This window comes from Amorphoplanes digitatis (assembly GCF_014205335.1).
Classification (GTDB): Bacteria; Actinomycetota; Actinomycetes; order Mycobacteriales; family Micromonosporaceae; genus Actinoplanes; species Actinoplanes digitatus.
The window spans coordinates 360,631-379,586 of the sequence record NZ_JACHNH010000001.1; the positions used below are offsets into that span (position 1 = coordinate 360,631).

An 18,956-nucleotide genomic window follows, 5' to 3' on the forward strand; every position below is an offset into this window, starting at 1 on the left:
GAGTGAAAAAAACTCTCACGGGCGGATATGTGATCCTGAACGACGATGAACAGCACTACACCTTCCGAATCGCGCAAGGCGCGGGCCGCTCGGCGCGCGGGTGAGTTCCCGCCCGCGCCGGAGCCGCTGGCCGTACCCGTCTTCGACAGCCACACCCATCTCGACATCACCGTGCACGAGGCCGGCGTGCCCGGCGGCGCGACGGCCGGTGACCCGGTCGAGGCGCTGATCGGCGCGGCGGCCAAGTCCGGCGTGGACCGGCTGCTACAGGTCGGCGTCGACGTGGCGTCCTCGCGCTGGGGCGCCGAGCTGGCCGCCCGCCACCCCGCGGTGCTCGCCGCGGTGGCACTGCACCCGAACGAGGCGCCGCGACTGTCCGATCTCGACGCCGCGCTGCGCGAGATCGAAGCCCTCGCCGCCGAGCCCCGCGTCCGCGGCGTCGGCGAGACCGGCCTGGACACGTTCCGCACCGGCGACGAGGGCCGGGCGGCGCAGGAGCACAGCTTCCGGGCGCACATCGCGATCGCCAAGCGGTACGCGAAGCCGCTGATCATCCACGACCGCGACGCGCACGCCGACGTGCTGCGGGTGCTCGACTCCGAGGGCGCGCCCGACGTGGTGGTGCTGCACTGCTTCTCGGGCGACGCGGAGTTCGCCGCCGAGTGCGTGCGCCGGGGCTACCTGCTCAGCTTCGCCGGGACGGTCACGTTCGCCAGCGCCACCGGGCTGCGGGAGGCGGCCGCGCTGACGCCGCCGGAGCAGATGCTCGTCGAGACGGACGCCCCGTACCTCACGCCGGTGCCGTACCGGGGGCGCCCCAACGCGTCGTACCTGATCCCGCTGACGATGCGGGCGCTCGCCGGGACCACCGGCACGGACCTGGACACGCTCTGCGCGGCCGTCTCGGCGAACGGGGAGCGGGCCTTCGGGCCCTGGCGGTAAGGGACCTCAGCCGGGCAGCGGATAGGCCGCGCAGTCGAGCTGCTCGCCGAGGCCGCCGAGCAGCTTCGCGAACGTCGTCGGCGCCGCCGCGAGCGGGCCCCGGGAGACGAACCGGACCGCCCAGCGGTGCCCCGGCGCGACGTTGAAGATGCGGTGGATCACCAGCGCGCCGCGCTCGTCGGCCTCCACGCTGGTGACGCCGCGATACCACCACTCGCCCTGGTGTGCGATCGAGCGCGCGGCCCGGTCGAGGGTCACCGTCATCGTGCTGCCCTCGAGGACGACGGTGAACTCGTCGCCCCGGGCGGGCGTTGCCGAGCCGGTGGCGGCCAGCGGGGACCGCCCGCCGGGCCGAGCGTCGAGCAGTACCTCGGCGACCTTGTCCGGTGTCGCCTCCACCACGCCCCGCAGCTCGAGCAGCTCCGTCATTGTCCCGTTCTACCGTGTCGGACCTGCTCCCCGCTGCCCCGTGGCCCACGGTCACCCCCGGGCAGCCGTAGGCTCTGACCTCATGGCTGATGCACTACTTGGCCCGGCGGAGATCCGGGAGCTCGCCGCGCGCCTCGGCGTCGCGCCGACGAAGAAGCTCGGCCAGAACTTCGTGCACGACCCGAACACGGTGCGCCGGATCGTCGCCGCGGCCGAGCTGACCGGCGACGACGTGGTGCTGGAGGTCGGGCCCGGGCTCGGCTCGCTCACCCTCGGCCTGCTCGGTGCGGCGGCGCACGTGCACGCCGTCGAGCTGGACCCGGTGCTGGCGGCCGCGCTCCCGGCGACGGTGGCGGAGCGCGGCGACGCCGCGAAGCTGACCGTGCACCACGCGGACGCCCTGCGGATCGGGCGCTCCGCGCTGAGCCCGGCGCCGACGATGCTGGTGGCGAACCTGCCGTACAACGTCGCGGTGCCGGTGGTCCTGCACCTGCTCGCCGAGCTGCCGACCCTTCGCGGCGGCCTGGTGATGGTGCAGAAGGAGGTCGCCGACCGGCTGGTGGCCGGCCCCGGCTCGAAGATCTACGGCGTCCCGTCGGTCAAGCTCGCCTGGTACGCGGCCGCGCGCTCCGCGGGACGGGTGCCGCCTGCGGTGTTCTGGCCGGTACCGAACGTGGATTCCGGCCTGGTGGCCTTCGCCAACCGTGAGCCACCCGCCGAGGTCGAGCGCCGGGCGGTCTTTCAGGTGGTCGACGCCGCGTTCGCGCAGCGGCGCAAGACCCTGCGTGCCGCGCTGGCGGGCTGGGCGGGCGGCGCCGGCCTGGCCGAGAAGGTGCTGGTTGCCGCGGGGGTGAGCCCGCAGGCCCGCGGGGAGTCGCTCACGGTCGAGCAGTTCGCCGCGATCGCGGCCGCCGCCATCGCCGCCGGGTGCGGCGGTAAGCTCAGCGCGTCCGGCAGGCGGCACGAGGAGGTGGACTCATGACGGCTCGACCGGGCCAGGTCATGTGGGTCCTTGACCCGATCTCGGATATCGCTCCGTGACGGAGGCGTGGGGGCCGGACGACGACAAGCCGCGCCGGTTCGCCGGCCCTGTCAGGGTCCGGGTGCCCTCGAAGATCAATCTTCATCTCGCGGTCGGTCCGCTGCGGGAGGACGGCTTTCACGAGCTCAGCACCGTCTACCACGCGATCAGCCTCTTCGACGAGCTGACCGCGCGGCCCGGTGACACCCTCGCGCTGACCATGGAGGGCGAGGGCGCCGGCGAGCTCGCCCTCGACGACAGCAACCTGATCATGCGGGCCGCCCGGGCGCTGGCCGCCAAGGGCCGGGTGCCCGCGCATGCCCGCCTGCACCTGCGCAAGTCGATCCCGCTCGCGGGCGGCCTGGCCGGCGGCAGCGCCGACGCGGCCGCCACGCTGCTCGCCTGCGACCTGCTCTGGGGCACCGGCTTCTCCCGGGACGAGCTTGCCGAGATCGGCGCCGAGCTGGGCTCGGACGTGCCGTTCATGCTGCACGGCGGCACCGCGCTTGGCACCGGGCACGGCGAGACCGTCAGCCCGATCCTGGCCCGGCCCACGACCTGGCACTGGGTGGTCGCCATCGCCGACGGCGGCCTGTCCACCCCCGAGGTCTACCGGGAGCTGGACCGGCTGCGGGACGGCCCCTGGCCGCCGCCCGCGCTGGAGAGCGCGGACGCGCTGATGACCGCGCTGCGCCAGCGTGATCCCGCGGTGCTCGGCGCGGCGCTCGCCAACGACCTCCAGCCGGCCGCGTTGTCGCTGCGCCCGGCGCTTGCCGACGTGCTGAAGGCGGGCGCCGAGGCGGGCGCCGTCGCCGGCATCGTCTCCGGTTCCGGCCCGACCTGTGTCTTCCTCGCCGCCGACGGCGCGCACGCAGAGCGGGTCGCGGCCGGGTTGACCGAGGCCGGGGTGTGCCGCTCGGTGGTCACCGCCCGCGGGCCGATGCCGGGCGCCCGGGTAACCTAGAGGCATCGTGGCCAACATCATCAATCTGGACCGGGTGAACAAGGGCTACGGAGCCGCCGGTCAGCTGCTCACCGACGTGTCATTGGGCCTGGACGACGACGCGCGTCTCGGCATCGTCGGCCTCAACGGCGCGGGCAAGTCGACCCTGCTGCGCATGCTCGCCAAGCTCGAGGAACCCGACTCGGGCCGGGTCACGCACCGCCGTGACCTGCGCGTCGCCGCCCTTCCGCAGACCCTGACGCTCGCACCCGACTCGACGGTGCGCGACGTCGTGCTGGGCACGGCCTGGCTGAGTGAGGGCATGGGCGCCGAGCACGAGTGGGCCGGCGACGCCGGCGTGCGGACCATCCTCGACGGCCTCGGCATGGGCCACCTCGGGCTGGAGACGCCGGTCGGGCCGATGTCCGGCGGCGAGCGCCGCCGGGTCGCCCTGGCCGCGCTGCTGGTCCGCGAGTCCGACCTGCTGATCCTCGACGAGCCGACCAACCACCTCGACGTGGCCGGTGTGGACTGGCTGGCCCGCCATCTGCTGGGCCGCCGCGGCGCGCTCGTCGTCGTCACCCACGACCGCTGGTTCCTCGACGCCGTCTGCACCGCGACCTGGGAGGTCGTGGACGAGCAGGTGCACGCGTACGAGGGTGGCTATGCGGCCTGGACCCTCGCCCGGGCCGAGCGGCTGCGGGTCGCCGCGTCGGTGGAGGCGCGCCGGCAGAACCTGCTCCGCAAGGAGATCGCCTGGCTGCGCCGGGGCCCGCCGGCCCGGACGTCGAAGCCGCAGTTCCGCATCGACGCCGCAAACGCGCTGATCGCCGACGTGCCGCCGGTGCGTGACAAGGTCAGCCTGCAACGGCTGGCCACCACCCGGCTGGGCAAGCAGGTCTACGACCTGGAGAGCGTGACGCTGCTGGCCGGGCCGAAGCCGATCTTCAACGAGCTGACCTGGCAGGTCGGTCCCGGCGACCGGATCGCCATACTGGGCGCCAACGGCGCCGGCAAGACCACGCTGCTGCGGCTGCTCGCCGGGATCACCCGGCCGGACGGCGGGCGGCTGGTGACCGGCTCGACAGTGCGCCCCGCGTTCCTGTCACAGGAGCTCAAGGAGCTGCCCGGGCACCTGCGGCTGCTCGAGGCGGTCGAGGAGGTCGCCAAGCGGGTCAAGCTCGGCGACCGCGAGCTGACGGCCGGCCAGCTTGCCGAGGTGTTCGGCTTCACCGACAAGCGCATCTGGACGCCGGTCAGCGACCTGTCCGGCGGCGAGCGCCGGCGGCTGCAACTGCTGCGCCTGCTCGCCACCGAGCCCAACGTGCTGCTGCTCGACGAGCCGACGAACGACCTCGACACCGACACCCTCGCGTCGCTCGAGGACCTGCTCGACTCCTGGCCGGGCACGATGGTCGTGGCCAGCCACGACCGTTACCTGGTCGAGCGCGTGACCGACACGGCGTACGGGATGTTCGGCGACGGCCGGCTGGTGCACCTGCCCGGCGGCATCACCGAATATCTGTCCCGGGCCGGGAATCCGGCGGCCCCGCCGGAGGCGTCTACGGCGCCGGGCCGGGGCCCGGCCGCGACCGCGGACGGCATGTCGGCGGCGGAGCTCCGCACCGCCCGCAAGGACCTCGGCCGGCTGGAGCGGCAGGTCGCCAAGCTGGACGAGCGGATTCTCAAGATCAATGAGAGTCTCGCGACGCACGGCAGCGACTACGACAAGATCATGGAGCTGGACGCCCAGCTCAAGGTCGTGCAGGAGGAGCGGGGCCAGGTCGAGGAGGCCTGGCTGGAGCTGGCCGAGCGCCTACCCGAGGCCTGATCCGGGGGTGCTCCTGCGTGGCCTCCGGCGATGCGCGAGAATCTTGACGACACGAACCGACGTTGGAGACGGGACACCATGGCGCACAATCCGGTCAATCACCCGCTGCGGCCGATCTACCGCGCCCTGAGCGCGCTGGCCGGCGCCTACCTCGTGGTGTTCGGGATCTTCGGTGTGATCCAGACGGCCGACGAGGGCCTGTTCGGCAACGGTGACGACCGGGTGCTGGGTCAGCACACCAACCTCTTCTGGTCGTTCGCCTCGCTGGCGCTCGGCGCGATCGTGCTGCTCGCCACCGCCATCGGCCGCAACGTGGACACCGAGGTCGACAAGGTCATCGGCTGGGGCCTGCTGGTGGTCGGCAGCTACGGGCTGGCCGTGATCCGCACGGACGCCAACTTCCTGAACTTCAGCGTCTCCACGGTTGTTGTTACGTACCTTGTGGGTCTTGCGCTCATCATGGCCGGGCTCTACACCAAGGTCGCGCCGGCCGCCGAGACCGGAGCGCCGCGACAGGTGCGCGAACGCCAGGCACAATCTGCCTGATGGCGCACTACCCGCTCAACCATCATCTCCGGCAGCCCTACCGCTGGCTCACCGCGGCGTCGGGGCTCTACCTCACGCTGTACGGCGTCATCGGCATCGTGGTCACCTGGGGCGATCCGTTCTTCAACCGCGGCTCCGACTGGGTTCTCGGGCTGCGCACCAACCCGGCGGCCGCCTGGCTGTCCACGGTGGTCGGCCTGATCGTCCTGGTCGCCGCGCTGCTCGGCGGCAACGTCCATCACCGGGTCAACCTGGTGATGGGCTGGGGCATCCTCGCCCTCGCCATGGTGCTGATGACGATGATCCAGACCGATGCGAACGTCCTGAACGTCTCGATGGTCAACATCGTCGTGCTGACCGTGCTCGGCCTCTTCATCCTCGTCGGCGGCCTCTACGGCAAGGTCGGCACGGCGGAGGACAGCCGCCGCGAGCACGAGGCCGCCCTGCGCCGGGACTGACCGGCCGGCGGGTGCCCGCCCCCGGTCACCGGGGGCGGGTCAGCAGCGTGGGCTTCGGGTCGAGGTGGGACAGGCCGTTCCAGGCCAGATTGACCAGGTGGGCCGCGACCATCTCCTTCTTCGGCTTGCGGGCCTCGCGCCACCACTGCCCGACGAGCGCCACCATGCCCACCAGCGCCTGCGAGTAGAGCTCGGCGAACTTCGGGTCGAGGCCGCGTGACTTGAACTCCGCGCCGAGGATGTGCTCGACCTGGTGCGCCACGTCGTTCATCACGCTGGAGAAGTTGCCCGCCGGCGAGAGCACGGGGGACTCGCGCACCAGCACCTGGAATCCGTGCGGTTCGTTCTCGATGTAGTCCAGCAGGGCCAGCGCCGCCTGCTCCAGCAGCTCACGCGGGTGCCCGGCGGTCAGCGCCGCCGCGACGCGGTCCAGCAGCGCGCGGACCTCGCGGTCCACCACGACGGCGTGCAGGCCCTCCTTGCCGCCGAAGTGCTCGTAGACCACCGGTTTGGAGACCTTGGCGCGGGCCGCGACCTCCTCGACGGAGGTGGCGTCGAAGCCCCGCTCGGCGAAGAGCTGACGGCCGATCGTGATGAGCTGCTCGCGGCGCTGCGCGGCCGACATGCGTACCCGGGAGGTGGCGGGGGTGGCAGCGCCCCGGCTCGACCGCGCGGCCGGGCGCGCACGCCGGCCGCGGGGTTGATCGCCTGTTTCGCTCTGGTCTGTCACCCGGCCATCCTGCCAGCCGGATTCCGTTCACACCGTCCCGGACGATCACCGACGTTCACGTCGGTGAGTCCGCCTTCGCCAGCTTGGCGGCGACGCGCTCCGGCTTCGGCCAGCGCACCGCGTACGCCGCGCCGGTCTTCTCGAAGAGCCAGATGACCCGGGCCGAGATGTCGATCTGACCCCGCAGCACGCCGTGCCGGGCGCAGGTCGGGTCGGCGTGGTGCAGGTTGTGCCAGGACTCGCCGAAGGACACGATCGCCAGCGGCCAGAAGTTGGCGGCCTTGTCACCGTCGCGCACCTCGAAGGGCCGCTTGCCGTACACGTGGCAGACCGAGTTGATCGACCAGGTGATGTGGTGCAGCAGGCCGATGCGCACGATGCCGGCCCAGAAGAACGCGGTGAGCGCGCCCTGCCAGGACAGGGTGATCAGGCCGCCGAGCAGCGCCGGGCCCAGCGTGGACACGATCACCCAGACCGGGAAGAGCGCGTCGACGCGGCGGATGTCCTTGTCGGCGAGCAGGTCGGGTGCGAAGCGCCCGCGGTTGGAGAGCTCGCGCTTGAACAGCCAGCCCAGGTGTGCGTACCAGAGGCCCTTGGTCAGCGCCCAGAAGCCGGTGCCGAAGCGCCACGGCGAGTGCGGGTCGCCCTCCAGGTCGGAGAAGGCGTGGTGGCGGCGGTGGTCGGCGACCCACTGGACGATCCCGCCCTCGATCGCCAGCGAGCCGGCGATCGCCAGGCTGACCCGCAGCCAGCGCTTGGCCTTGAAGCTGCCGTGGGTGAAGTAGCGGTGGAAACCGACAGTGATCCCCAGGCCGGAGACGAGGTAGAAGACGGCGCCGATGGCGACGTCGGTCCAGGACAGCCAGCCTCCCCAGGCAACGGGCACTGCCGCGAAGACCGCGAGGAACGGGACGATCACGAAGCCGTAGAGGGCGATCAGGATGCCCCGGCTCTGTGGGCCTTCCGTCAGCGGCTTGGGGCCGGCCGCGGTGTCGGTCGTCTGCCCGGTCAGTACGGAAGTCATGGCACCTCACAAAGGTGGGGACACGGGGGGAAGGTTCACTACTTACGCCTACGTCACCGTAACTTACGCAACCGTAAGTTGGGTATGGAGAGTGTCGGAAGTTCGGCGGGTCGGCTATCCGGCCCGCTCGGGCGGCGCCGGACAATTCGACGGGGACGCCGGCGAGCTGACGCGTCCGTCGCACGTTCGTTCGAGATTTCCGGCGCGGCCCGCGAAGACGCACAATCCGTCCTCGGTTCGGCGCGATGTCGGAGACCCTTGTCGAGGGCGGTCGGCCGCGGCAGGGGACGGAGTTCTGATGGGTGGGATTGCCGCCGAGACCGATTCGATCGAAGAGGTTACGATGTAGCCCGCGAACATGACCTCGTGGTTATGTCCGCTTTGCCCTCCCGAGTCGTCTAAGGGCAGGACGTCACCCTTTGGTGGTGATTATAGGGGTTCGAATCCTCTCTCGGGAGCTTCTTCGTCCGCGGCTGAGCCGACGCCGCCGTTTTCTGCACCGCACTGCGATCTTGCATAGCCACTGCGATCAATGGAGTCCCGCGTGAGCCAGGCCCAGAGCCGTACCGTTGTCGTTCTCGCCGCCGGTGAGGGCAAGCGGATGAAGTCCGCGACGCCCAAGATGTTGCACCCGCTGCTCGGCCGCACGCTGCTCGGCCACGTCCTGCACGCCGCGACGGCCGCGGCCGCCTCCCGCACCGTCGTCGTGGTCGGCCACAAGGCCGACCAGGTCCGCGCCCACCTCACCGAGATCGCCCCCGGCGCCACCCCGGTCCTGCAAGCCGAGCAGAACGGCACCGGGCACGCGGTCAGGATCGCCCTCGACGCCATCCCGGAGGCCACCGGCACCGTCGTCGTGCTCAACGCCGACGTGCCGCTGCTGCGCCCCGAGACGGTCGAGGCGCTGGTCGCCGCGCACGAGTCCACAAGCAGGGGCGCCACGGTGCTCGCCGCCGAGGTGCCGGACCCGGCCGGGCTCGGGCGGATCGTGCGCGACGGCGCCGGCAACCTGGAGCGCATCGTCGAGGAGCGGGACGCCTCCCCCGAGGAGCGGGCGGTCCGCGAGATCAACGCCGGCATCTACGCCTTCGACGCCGCGCTGCTGCGCGAGGCGCTCGGCAAGCTCTCGACCGACAACGACCAGGGTGAGGAGTACCTGACCGACGTGTTCGGCCTGCTCGCCGCCGTCGGGCACCCGGTGGGTGTCTACGTGGCCGCCGACGCGCTGGAGACGCTCGGGTGCAACGACCGGGCCGAGCTGGCGCGGCTGCGCTCGCTGCTGCGGGACCGGGTCAACACCGCCTGGATGCGGTCCGGTGTCTCGATCCTCGACCCCGCGACCACCTGGATCGACGTGACCGTCGAGCTCGAGCCGGACGCGGTCGTGGACCAGAACTCGCAGCTACAGGGTTCGACGTCGGTCGCGACCGGCGCGGTGATCGGGCCGGACACCACGCTCATCGACACCGTGGTGGCGGCCGGCGCGACGGTGCTGCGGACGCACTCGATCGGCGCGCAGGTCGGCCCGGACGCCACCGTCGGCCCGTACTCCTTCCTGCGGCCGGGCACCCGGCTGGGGCGCAAGGCGAAGATCGGCGGTTTCGTCGAGGCGAAGAACGCCGAACTGGGCGCGGGCGCGAAGGTGCCGCACCTGACGTACGTTGGCGACGCCACGATCGGGCCGAAGGCGAACATCGGCGCGGGCACGATCTTCGCCAACTACGACGGGGTGAACAAGCACCACACCGTCGTCGGCGAGGCCGCCTTCGTCGGCAGCGACACCGTGCTGATCGCGCCGGTCGACATCGGTCCGGGCGCGTACGTCGCCGCGGGCAGCGCCATCGGCAAGGACGTGCCCGCAGGCTCCCTGGGTGTGACCCGGGCGCCGCAGCGCAATGTCGAGGGATGGACGGCGCGCCAGCGACCCGGCACGGTCTCGGCCGAGGCCGCGGAGCGGTTCGAGCAGCAGAGCGGGGAGGCCGGCGCCTAGCTTTGTCGCCTCACCTGGCGACAATTCCCAGCACGACTCACCCCCGTCGGCGCAAGCTGGGGTGAGGCATCCCACGCCCTGGCTCCGGCACGTGGCGCCGGGAAGGCGCCGGGTAATACTTCAGGTGACAACCCCTCGATTGCACGGGAGCGGACGAGCCGATGGGCAGCATCGTCGCGGAGAACCGTAAGAGTTTGATGCTTTTCTCCGGCCAGGGCTTCCCCGAGCTGGCGGAGGAGATCGGACGGGTGCTCGGCGTCGCGCCGACCCCGTCGGATTCGTATGAGTTCGCCAACGGCGAGATCTTCGTCCGGTTCAAGGACTCGGTGCGGGGCTCGGACGCGTTCGTCGTCCAGTCGGTCACCGAGGGCGTGAACCGGTGGGTCATGGAGACCCTGATCATGATCGACGCGCTGAAGCGCGGGTCGGCGAAGCGGATCACGGTGGTCCTGCCGTTCTATCCGTACTCGCGGCAGGACAAGAAGCACCGCGGCCGGGAGCCGATCTCGGCCCGCCTGGTCGCCGACCTGCTGAAGACCGCCGGCGCCGACCGGATCCTGACGGTCGACCTGCACACCGCGCAGATTCAGGGCTTCTTCGACGGCCCGGTGGATCACCTGTTCGCGATGGACATCCTCGCCGAGCACGTGATGCGCAAGTTCGCGGGCCGGCCGATGACGGTCGTGGCGCCGGACTCGGGCCGGGTGCGGGTGGCGGAGCGGTGGACCGACCGGCTGGGCGGCTGCCCGCTGGCCTTCATCCACAAGACGCGTGACCCGCTGAAGCCGAACCAGGTGGTGGCGAACCGGGTCGTCGGCGAGGTCGAGGGCCGGGTCTGCCTGATCGTCGACGACATGATCGACACTGGTGGCACCATTACGAAGGCGGCGGACATCCTGTTCGACTCGGGTGCCGCCGACGTGATCGTCGCCTCCACGCACGCGCTGCTGTCGGATCCGGCGACGGAGCGACTCAAGAACAGCCGGATCAGCGAGCTGGTGGTGACGAACACGCTGCCGCTTCCGCCCGAGAAGCAGCTGGACAAGATCACTGTGCTGTCGATCGCTCCGCTGCTCGCCCGGGCGATCCGGGAGGTCTTCGACGACGGCTCGGTGACCACGCTCTTCGGTGGCCTGAGCTGATACTCCGCGCGGCTCCGGTGCGCCCGCAAGGGCGCTGAGCTGGGCCTGCAAGTTGCATCATCAGAGTGAAATTTTCACAGGGAGGGTCATCCGACCGGACCCGCCGGTTTACCTGTCAACGCGGCAGGTAAGCTGGTCCGGTTGCCACGGCGAGGGTGCCACGCGGTCTGCTGCAATTCGCGGATTTCGCTTGAGGCACCGTGATCGACGCGGTGCTCCGGGCCTGTGCCCGTGCGCCCCTTCGCCGAGCGCCGATTGCCCGCAGCACGCCGACTTTCACGCCGCCCAACGTTTTCAGGAGTTTCCCCGTGTCCGAGGTAAAGATCAGCGCCGAGCCCCGTACCGAGTTCGGCAAGGGTGGTGCCCGCCGCACGCGCCGGGCCGGCCTCGTGCCCGCCGTGCTGTACGGCCACGGCGAAGCCCCCGTCCACATCGCGCTCCCCGCCCGTGAGTTCGCCGCGGCGATCCGCCACGGCGGCCTCAACCAGGTCTTCACGATCGACGTCGTCGGCGGCACCGGCGCGACGCTGGCCCTGCCGAAGGCGATCCAGCGTGACCCGATCAAGGACACCTACGAGCACGTCGACCTGATCATCGTCAAGCGTGGCGAGAAGGTCCAGGTCGACGTCCCGGTGACGCTGGTCGGCGACGCCGCCCGCAACACCCTTGTCGTCACCGAGTCGAACACGCTGGCCGTGGTCGCCGAGGCGATGCACCTGCCGAGCGGCTTCGAGGTCTCGATCGAGGGCCTGGAGGCCGGTTCGCAGATCACCGCCGGCGACGTGACCCTGCCGAAGGGCACCGAGCTGGCCGTCGACCCCGACTTCGTGCTGGCGATCGTCTCCGCGGCGCAGACCGCCGAGCAGCTCGAGGGCGACACCGGCGCCGGCGCCGGCGAGGCCGCCGAGACTGAGGCCGCCGAGGGCACCGAGGAATCCGCTTCCTGACCCGAAGAACCGCGATCTGCAGGGAAAGTGCCGGCCGGCACTTTCCCTCTTTTCGTAGGGGGCCGACATGAGGGGGCTCAGTAATGACCGACGACGCACCGTGGCTGGTGGTCGGCCTCGGCAACCCGGGGCGGGAGTACGCCGGTAACCGGCACAACGTCGGGTTCATGGTGGCCGACCTGCTCGGATCGCGGCTGGGCGGCAAGTTCGGCCGGCACAAGCGCGCGGTGGCCGAGGTGGCCGAGGGCCGGCTGGGCTTCGGCGGCCCGAAGCTGATCCTGGCCAAGCCGCTGACGTTCATGAACCTGGCGGGCGCGCCGGTGGCCGCGCTGAGCCAGTTCTTCAAGGTGCCGGTGGAGCACGTGATCGCCGTGCACGACGAGCTCGACGTGCCGTACGGGCAGGTGCGTGCGAAGCGCGGCGGCGGCGAGGGCGGCCACAACGGGCTGCGCTCGATGTCGAGGTCGCTGGGGAGCAAGGAGTACGCGCGGGTCCGCGTCGGCATCGGCCGGCCGCCGGGGCGGCAGGATCCGGCCGACTACGTGCTCTCGGACTTCTCCGGCGTGGAGCGCAAGGAGCTGGACTTCCTGGTCGACCGGTCCGCCGACGTGGTGGAGGCGGTCGTGCTCGAGGGTGTGGAGTGGGCGCAGAACAAATACCACGGAAGTTGATGGAAGGCGGGCGAATCGGATAGATACTTTCATCCGTCTTGTCCGCCTTTCGATCCCGTGACGCCTCCCGCTCTGACGCGTTGGTCACGTAGCGCACCGAAACGGTGCGCACACGTGCGGTGCGGGGGAGGTTCGGGTGCAACAGGACCTGTCCGAGGGCCACGAGGCGGCGCTCAACGAGCCGACGGTGCTTCTGCCGACGGTGCGGGTAGGCGACGCCCCGCAGGCGGAGCAGTACCCGGACAACCACGGCCCAGCCAATCATCCGCCGACCAACCAGGGCCCGCGCGCGCACCGGCCGCTGCCGAACCGGTCCCGCAACGCGAAGATCGTGTCGCCGGCCCGGCTGGGCGGCGAGGCCGCCGACAACGCCGCGCCGCTGGCCGGCGCCGGCGGGCTCATCCTGACCGAGCAGGCCCGCAACCAGGCCATCGACCGGCTCTGGTCGGCCGAGCCCAACCGGTCGTCCGCCGCGCGGCCGGCCACCCGGCCCTTCGTCCGGGTACGCGGCCGGCACGCGGCGATGTCCCGGCGTCAGTGCTGGGAGCGGCGCTACGTGCGCACCCTGGTCGCGAGCGACCTGCTGGCGGGCATCGCCGCGGGCGCGGTGACGTTCGGGCTGCGCTTCGGCGACGAGGTGACCACCTACAACCGCTGGTACCTGCTGCTGTCGGCGCTGCTGCCGGTGGTGCTGCTTGCCGTGCTGGTGGTGAGCCGGGCGTACGAGAGCCGGTTCCTGTTCGTCGGCACCGACGAGTACCAGCGGGTGCTCCGGGGCGGCGTCGGCCTGATCGCGGGGGTCGCCGTCTTCTCGTACGCGCTGGATCTCGACCTCGCGCGCTCCTACGTCCTGGTCGCGCTGCCCACGGCGGTCGGCGTGGCCGTCGTGCTCCGGTTCGCCCTGCGCAAGCGGCTGCACATGTCCCGGGCGCGGGGGGAGAGCCTGCGCCGCGTGCTGGTGGTCGGGCACGAGTTGTCCGTCATCGGCACCGCCCGCCAGCTGCGCCGGGAGAAGTACCACGGCCTGGAGGTGGTGGGCGCGTGCCTGCCGCCGGGCCATGACGGCGTGATCGACCTGCCGGTCTTCGGCACCTTCGACGACGTCGCGAGCGCGGTCGACCTCGCGGACGCGGACACCGTCGTCGTGCTGAGCTGCCCGGAACTGGATGGCACCGTGCTGCGCCGGCTGGCCTGGCGCCTCGAGCGCGACGAGGTCGACCTGGTCGTCGCCAGCGCGCTCGTCGACGTGGCCGGCGCGCGTACCACGATCCGGCCGTTCGACGGCCTGCCGATGCTGCACGTCGAGCACCCTCGGCTGCACGGCGGCGCGCGCATCGTAAAGGACCTCTTCGATCGCTTCGGCGCCCTCGCCCTGCTCATCGTATTCGGGCCACTGCTGTTAGCCGTCGCACTCTGCGTCCGGTTGACATCACGCGGGCCGGTACTCTTTCGGCAGGTGCGGGTCGGGCGTGACGGGTCCGAGTTCCGTATTTTCAAGTTCCGCAGCATGTACGTCGATGCCGAGGCCCGGCTGGCCGAGCTCCGGCATCTCAACGAGCACGACGGTGTGCTCTTCAAAATCCGTGACGATCCGCGCGTCACCCCCATCGGCCGGTGGCTGCGCAGGCTCTCGCTGGACGAACTCCCCCAGCTGCTCAATGTCGTGTCCGGGCGGATGTCGCTGGTCGGACCGCGGCCGCCGCTGCCCGAGGAGGTGGCCGCCTACGCCGACGACGTGCGCCGCAGGCTCGCCGTCAAGCCGGGCATGACGGGTCTATGGCAGGTTTCCGGGCGATCGGACCTGCCCTGGGAGGAGGCGGTCAGGCTGGACCTTCGCTATGTGGAGAACTGGTCGCTCAGCTTGGACCTGGTGATCCTTTTGCGGACCATGACGGCGGTTGTTCGCTCATCCGGAGCGTACTGACATCTATGAGAGGCGAGGCGATGGGCGAGCAGACAAGGACGTCGGCGCGCGTTACCGGTCAGCGCGACGCGGTCGCCGACGGCGGCACGCCGCCGGTCATCGACGCGGCGTTCGCGCGCTGGCTGGCGGACCGCGCCGGCCAGGTGCTGCTCCGGGTCCGCGACGAGATGGGGTACGCCGACGGCGCGGCGCTCAAGGCCGCCGGCGACAAGGCCGCGCACGAACTGCTGCGCACCGAGCTCGCCCGCTGGCGCCCCGCCGACGCCGTGCTGTCGGAGGAGGACGACCACTCCCGCATCGCGTGGCAGAACGGCGAGCCCGCCGCCCGCCCCGACCGGCTCGACGCCTCCCGGGTCTGGATCGTCGACCCGCTCGACGGCACCCGCGAGTTCTCCGAGGAGGGCCGGACCGACTGGGCCGTGCACGTGGCGCTCTGGACCGCCGACTGCTCGCGTCCGAGCTGCCTCGCCGCGGGCGCCGTCGCGATGCCGGCCCGGCACCGCACGCTCGCCACCGACCTGCCGCCCGCGTACCCGCCGCTGCCGCTGGAGGCCGCGACCGGCGGGCCGATCCGGATCGCCGCCAGCCGCACCCGGCCGCCGGCCTTCGTCACCGCCCTCGCCGAGGAGATCGGCGCCGAGCTGGTGCCGATGGGATCGGCCGGGGTGAAGATCGCCGCGGTGATCAACGGCGAGGCCGACGCATACGTGCACGCCGGCGGGCAGTACGAGTGGGACAGCGCCGCCCCGGTGGCTGTGGCGTCGGCCACTGGGCTACATGCTTCCCGAATCGACGGGACTGCGTTGAAATACAACCAGGCCGATCCTAAGTTGCCGGATCTGGTGGTCTGTCGCAAGGACCTCGCTCCCCGATTGCTTGCAGCGCTGCAGCGTCACCTCCCGTAACCTGACCCCCGCGCAAAAAGCTCGGCCGACACCCGAAAGGTCTGGAACCGATGAGCCAGACAAAGCCCTATCGCGTCTCGCATCTTGACGCTCTCGAAGCGGAGAGCGTCTTCGTCATGCGTGAGGTCATGGCGGAGTTCGAGCGGCCCGTGCTGCTCTTCTCCGGCGGCAAGGACTCGATCGTCATGCTGCGCCTCGCCGAGAAGGCGTTCGCGCCGGCGCGGATACCGTTCCCGGTGATGCACGTCGACACCGGGCACAACTTCCCCGAGGTCCTGGAGTACCGCGACGCCCGGGTCACCGAGCTCGGCCTGAACCTGGTCGTGGCCAGCGTGCAGGAGGCCATCGACAACGGCCTGGTGCGCGAGCTGCCCGACGGCACCCGCAACCGGATCCAGACCCCGGTGCTGCTCGCGGCGGTGGAGAAGTACCGCTTCGACGCGCTCTTCGGCGGCGCCCGCCGCGACGAGGAGAAGGCCCGGGCCAAGGAGCGGATGTTCAGCTTCCGCGACGAGTTCGGCCAGTGGGACCCGAAGAACCAGCGCCCCGAGCTGTGGTCGCTGTACAACGGCCGGCACCACCCCGGCGAGTCGATCCGGGTGTTCCCGCTCTCCAACTGGACCGAGCTGGACGTGTGGCACTACATCGCCAAGGAACGGCTCTCGCTGCCGAGCATCTACTACGCGCACGACCGCGAGGTCGTCGAGCGCGACGGGATGTTCTACGCGGTCAACGAGTTCATCGTGCCCCGGTCCGGCGAGACCGTGCAGACCCGCACGGTGCGTTACCGCACGGTCGGCGACGCGTCGCAGACCGCCGCGGTGCTCTCGGACGCCGACACGGTCGAGAAGGTCATCGACGAGGTGGCGGCGACCCGGATCACCGAGCGCGGCGCCACCCGGGGCGACGACAAGGTCAGCGAGGCCGCGATGGAAGACCGCAAGCGGGAAGGCTACTTCTGATGAGTCAGGCAGTTCTGGAGACCGAAGAGGCTGCCGCCCGCAGCATGGACCTGCTGCGGTTCGCGACCGCCGGCAGCGTGGACGACGGCAAGTCGACCCTGATCGGCCGGCTGCTGTACGACACCAAGTCGCTCTTCTCCGACCAGCTCGAGGCGGTCGAGGCGGTCAGCGCCGCGCGCGGCGACGAGTACACCAACCTGGCGCTGCTCACCGACGGGCTGCGCGCGGAGCGGGAACAGGGCATCACGATCGATGTCGCGTACCGCTACTTCGCGACGCCGCGGCGCAAGTTCATCATCGCCGACACCCCGGGGCACATCCAGTACACCCGGAACATGGTCACCGGCGCCTCCACCGCCGACCTGGCGCTGATCCTGGTCGACGCCCGCAAGGGCCTGGTCGAGCAGTCGCGCCGGCACGCGTTCCTCACCTCGCTGCTGCGGGTGCCGCACCTGGTGCTCTGCATCAACAAGATGGACCTGGTCGACTGGGACCGCGAGGTCTACGAGAGGATCGCCGACGAGTTCACCTCGTTCGCGGCCAAGCTCGAGATCACCGACCTGACCATCATCCCGGTCTCGGCGCTGGAGGGCGACAACATCGCGTCGCGCTCCGAGAAGAGCCCGTGGTACGAGGGCCCGTCCCTGCTGCACCACCTGGAGCACGTGCACATCGCCTCGGACCGCAACCTGGTCGACGTGCGCTTCCCGGTGCAGTACGTGATCCGTCCGCAGTCGACGGTGGTCACCGACTACCGCGGCTACGCCGGCCAGGTCGCCTCGGGCGTGCTCAAGCCCGGTGACGACGTGATGGTGCTGCCGTCCGGACTGACCAGCAAGATCGCCGCGATCGACACCGCGGACGGCCCGGTCGACGAGGCGTTCCCGCCGATGTCGGTGACGGTCCGGCTCACCGACGAGATCGACATCTCGCGCGGTGACATGATCTGCCGGCCGCACAACGCACCGGCGGTCGCGCAGGACGTCGAGGCGATGGTCTGCTGGATGGACGAGACGGCGCCGCTGCGGGTGGGCGCGAAGTACACGATCAAGCACACCACCCGTTCGGCCCGCACGGTGGTCCGCGGCCTGCAATACCGGCTCGACGTGAACACGCTGCACCGCGACGAGAGCGCGCCGCAGCTCGGTTTGAACGAGATCGGCCGGGTCAAGCTGCGCACCACGGTCCCGCTGCTGGCCGACGAGTACCGCCGCAACCGCACCACGGGCGGCTTCATCCTGATCGACGAGGCGACCAACCGCACGGTCGGCGCCGGAATGATCATCGAAGCCCAGTAGGCGACACCCCGTCGACGCCCCGCACGGCCTGGAGCCGGGCGGGGCGTCGTCGTCTCAGGGCAGGCGGGTGGCGCCCGGGCCGGGGGTGGCCGACCAGGTCGTCGGCGCCGTGAAGCCGTGTTCGGCGTAGGCCCGCTCCACCGCCGCCGTCGTCGCCTCCGCCCGGTCCGCGTCGATCAGGGCCAGGACGCAGCCGCCGAAGCCGCCGCCGGTCATCCGGGCGCCGTACGCGCCCGCCGCCAGCGCCGCCCGGACCGCCACGTCCACCTCCGGGACGGTGATCTCGAAGTCGTCGCGCATCGACGCGTGCGACGCGGTCATCAGCGGCCCGATCTCCCGGATCCGCCCCGCGCGCAGCTGCTCGACCGTGTCCAGCACCCGCTGGTCCTCGGTGACGACGTGCCGGACCCGGCGCCGCATCACCTCGTCGTCCAGCTTGGTCAGCGCCTCGTCCAGCTCGCCGGGGTGCACGTCGCGCAGGGCCGGCACGCCGAGGATCCGCGCCGCCTCCTCGCACGAGCGGCGGCGTGCGCCGTACTCGCCGTCGACGTGCTGGTGCGGCGCGTTGCTGTTGATGATGAGGATGGCCAGGCCGGCGGCGGCCAGGTCGAACGGGATCTGCTCGACCTCGAGCGTCCGGCAGTCCAGGAACAGCGCCCGGCCCTGCTCGCAGCGGATCGAGGCGGACTGGTCCATGATCCCGGTCGGCGCGCCGACGTAGACGTTCTCCGCCCGCTGCGCCAGCGCCGGGCGCGCCGCGACGGGCAGGTCGAGGCCGCCGAGGTCCACCAGCGCGGTGAGCACCGCCGACTCAAGGGCCGCGGACGAGGAGACGCCCGCGCCGACCGGCACGTCCGAGGTGATCGCGATCCGGGCCGGCGGCACCTCGAAGCCCGCGTCGTGCAGGGCCCACACCACCCCGGCCACGTACGCCGCCCAGCCCTGCACGGCGCCGATCTCGGTGGAGGTGAACGTGACGGGCTCGGGCGCGAAGTCCGAGCACACCGTCCAGCCCGGCTCGGGCGACCGGGCGGCGGCGGCGACGACCCGCTGCCCCAGGGCGAACGGCAGCACGAAGCCGTCGTTGTAGTCGGTGTGCTCCCCGATCAGGTTGACCCGCCCGGGGGCCGCCCAGCGGCCGGCGGGCTCGCCGGCGAACGCGGCGACGAAGGCTGCGGAGGCGTCAGTCATGG

The 18,956-nt window shown here is 71.3% G+C and carries 17 protein-coding genes, 1 tRNA gene and 1 pseudogene; 15 read left to right on the forward strand and 4 right to left on the reverse strand.

Annotation, left to right across the window (positions count from 1 at the left end; genetic code table 11):
* Nucleotides 1–45: 45 nt before the first annotated feature.
* A complete protein-coding gene (locus tag BJ971_RS01690; protein ID WP_184988941.1) occupies nt 46–942 on the forward strand; it encodes a TatD family hydrolase in 897 nt (298 codons plus the stop codon).
* A gap of 6 nt (nt 943–948) precedes the next feature.
* Here BJ971_RS01690 and BJ971_RS01695 read toward each other — a convergent pair whose 3' ends face one another.
* A complete protein-coding gene (locus BJ971_RS01695) occupies nt 949–1,371 on the reverse strand; it encodes a hypothetical protein (protein WP_184988944.1) in 423 nt (140 codons plus the stop codon).
* 82 nt (nt 1,372–1,453) lie between these two features.
* Here BJ971_RS01695 and rsmA point away from each other — a divergent pair, with 82 nt between their 5' ends.
* The 5 genes from rsmA to BJ971_RS01720 all read left to right on the forward strand — a co-directional run bounded on the left by rsmA (nt 1,454) and on the right by BJ971_RS01720 (nt 6,170).
* Entirely contained in the window at nt 1,454–2,353 is a 900-nt protein-coding gene (gene rsmA / locus BJ971_RS01700) for a 16S rRNA (adenine(1518)-N(6)/adenine(1519)-N(6))-dimethyltransferase RsmA (protein WP_184988947.1), read from the forward strand.
* A 55-nt stretch (nt 2,354–2,408) separates the two neighbouring features.
* A complete protein-coding gene (locus BJ971_RS01705; RefSeq protein ID WP_184988949.1) occupies nt 2,409–3,356 on the forward strand; it encodes a 4-(cytidine 5'-diphospho)-2-C-methyl-D-erythritol kinase in 948 nt (315 codons plus the stop codon).
* 7 nt (nt 3,357–3,363) lie between these two features.
* Nucleotides 3,364–5,166 carry an ABC-F family ATP-binding cassette domain-containing protein gene (locus BJ971_RS01710; protein ID WP_184988952.1) on the forward strand — a complete coding sequence of 601 codons (1,803 nt, stop codon included), beginning with the start codon at nt 3,364–3,366 and terminating at the stop codon, nt 5,164–5,166.
* Nucleotides 5,167–5,244: 78 nt separating this feature from the next.
* The gene (locus BJ971_RS01715) at nt 5,245–5,712 is read left to right on the forward strand and encodes a DUF4383 domain-containing protein (protein WP_184988955.1); all 468 of its coding nucleotides are present in this window, start codon (nt 5,245–5,247) and stop codon (nt 5,710–5,712) included.
* Complete coding sequence (locus tag BJ971_RS01720; RefSeq protein WP_184988958.1) at nt 5,712–6,170, forward strand: DUF4383 domain-containing protein; 459 nt, start codon at nt 5,712–5,714, stop codon at nt 6,168–6,170. Before BJ971_RS01715 ends, BJ971_RS01720 begins: the two co-directional genes overlap by 1 nt.
* A gap of 25 nt (nt 6,171–6,195) precedes the next feature.
* Here BJ971_RS01720 and BJ971_RS01725 read toward each other — a convergent pair whose 3' ends face one another.
* Complete coding sequence (locus BJ971_RS01725) at nt 6,196–6,900, reverse strand: TetR/AcrR family transcriptional regulator (protein WP_377884678.1); 705 nt, start codon at nt 6,898–6,900, stop codon at nt 6,196–6,198.
* Nucleotides 6,901–6,955: 55 nt separating this feature from the next.
* Nucleotides 6,956–7,924, reverse strand: coding sequence for an acyl-CoA desaturase (locus BJ971_RS01730; protein ID WP_184988961.1), 969 nt, complete (start codon nt 7,922–7,924; stop codon nt 6,956–6,958).
* A gap of 387 nt (nt 7,925–8,311) precedes the next feature.
* Here BJ971_RS01730 and BJ971_RS01735 point away from each other — a divergent pair.
* The 9 genes and pseudogenes from BJ971_RS01735 to cysN all read left to right on the forward strand — a co-directional run bounded on the left by BJ971_RS01735 (nt 8,312) and on the right by cysN (nt 17,763).
* Nucleotides 8,312–8,382, forward strand: a tRNA-Gln gene (locus tag BJ971_RS01735).
* A gap of 74 nt (nt 8,383–8,456) precedes the next feature.
* A pseudogene (gene glmU / locus BJ971_RS01740) lies at nt 8,457–10,043 on the forward strand (bifunctional UDP-N-acetylglucosamine diphosphorylase/glucosamine-1-phosphate N-acetyltransferase GlmU); the annotation flags it as partial.
* 32 nt (nt 10,044–10,075) lie between these two features.
* Nucleotides 10,076–11,056 carry a ribose-phosphate diphosphokinase gene (locus BJ971_RS01745; protein WP_184988967.1) on the forward strand — a complete coding sequence of 327 codons (981 nt, stop codon included), beginning with the start codon at nt 10,076–10,078 and terminating at the stop codon, nt 11,054–11,056.
* Between the two features lie 308 nt (nt 11,057–11,364).
* On the forward strand, nt 11,365–12,003 hold the full coding sequence (locus tag BJ971_RS01750; RefSeq protein ID WP_184988970.1) for a 50S ribosomal protein L25/general stress protein Ctc: 639 nt from the start codon (nt 11,365–11,367) through the stop codon (nt 12,001–12,003).
* An 83-nt stretch (nt 12,004–12,086) separates the two neighbouring features.
* A complete protein-coding gene (gene pth, locus BJ971_RS01755; protein ID WP_184988972.1) occupies nt 12,087–12,674 on the forward strand; it encodes an aminoacyl-tRNA hydrolase in 588 nt (195 codons plus the stop codon).
* Between the two features lie 136 nt (nt 12,675–12,810).
* On the forward strand, nt 12,811–14,598 hold the full coding sequence (locus BJ971_RS01760) for a sugar transferase (RefSeq protein ID WP_184988976.1): 1,788 nt from the start codon (nt 12,811–12,813) through the stop codon (nt 14,596–14,598).
* A gap of 20 nt (nt 14,599–14,618) precedes the next feature.
* On the forward strand, nt 14,619–15,503 hold the full coding sequence (locus tag BJ971_RS01765; protein WP_184988979.1) for an inositol monophosphatase family protein: 885 nt from the start codon (nt 14,619–14,621) through the stop codon (nt 15,501–15,503).
* Between the two features lie 50 nt (nt 15,504–15,553).
* On the forward strand, nt 15,554–16,465 hold the full coding sequence (gene cysD / locus BJ971_RS01770) for a sulfate adenylyltransferase subunit CysD (RefSeq protein WP_184988984.1): 912 nt from the start codon (nt 15,554–15,556) through the stop codon (nt 16,463–16,465).
* Nucleotides 16,465–17,763, forward strand: coding sequence for a sulfate adenylyltransferase subunit CysN (gene cysN, locus BJ971_RS01775; protein WP_184988987.1), 1,299 nt, complete (start codon nt 16,465–16,467; stop codon nt 17,761–17,763). Before cysD ends, cysN begins: the two co-directional genes overlap by 1 nt.
* Nucleotides 17,764–17,817: 54 nt before the next feature.
* On the opposite strand, the gene galK is transcribed toward cysN, so the two are convergent.
* Nucleotides 17,818–18,954: a galactokinase gene (gene galK, locus BJ971_RS01780; protein ID WP_184988990.1), complete on the reverse strand. Its 1,137-nt coding sequence runs from the start codon at nt 18,952–18,954 to the stop codon at nt 17,818–17,820.
* Nucleotides 18,955–18,956: the final 2 nt, after the last annotated feature.

Coding starts and splice junctions, on each gene's coding strand:
- BJ971_RS01690 (WP_184988941.1), top strand. CDS start 46: ATGAACAGCACTACACCTTCCGAATCGCGCAAGGCGCGGGCCGCTCGG.
- BJ971_RS01695 (WP_184988944.1), bottom strand. CDS start 1,371: ATGACGGAGCTGCTCGAGCTGCGGGGCGTGGTGGAGGCGACACCGGAC.
- rsmA (WP_184988947.1), top strand. CDS start 1,454: ATGGCTGATGCACTACTTGGCCCGGCGGAGATCCGGGAGCTCGCCGCG.
- BJ971_RS01715 (WP_184988955.1), top strand. CDS start 5,245: ATGGCGCACAATCCGGTCAATCACCCGCTGCGGCCGATCTACCGCGCC.
- BJ971_RS01720 (WP_184988958.1), top strand. CDS start 5,712: ATGGCGCACTACCCGCTCAACCATCATCTCCGGCAGCCCTACCGCTGG.
- BJ971_RS01730 (WP_184988961.1), bottom strand. CDS start 7,924: ATGACTTCCGTACTGACCGGGCAGACGACCGACACCGCGGCCGGCCCC.
- BJ971_RS01745 (WP_184988967.1), top strand. CDS start 10,076: ATGGGCAGCATCGTCGCGGAGAACCGTAAGAGTTTGATGCTTTTCTCC.
- pth (WP_184988972.1), top strand. CDS start 12,087: ATGACCGACGACGCACCGTGGCTGGTGGTCGGCCTCGGCAACCCGGGG.
- BJ971_RS01765 (WP_184988979.1), top strand. CDS start 14,619: ATGGGCGAGCAGACAAGGACGTCGGCGCGCGTTACCGGTCAGCGCGAC.
- cysD (WP_184988984.1), top strand. CDS start 15,554: ATGAGCCAGACAAAGCCCTATCGCGTCTCGCATCTTGACGCTCTCGAA.
- cysN (WP_184988987.1), top strand. CDS start 16,465: ATGAGTCAGGCAGTTCTGGAGACCGAAGAGGCTGCCGCCCGCAGCATG.
- galK (WP_184988990.1), bottom strand. CDS start 18,954: ATGACTGACGCCTCCGCAGCCTTCGTCGCCGCGTTCGCCGGCGAGCCC.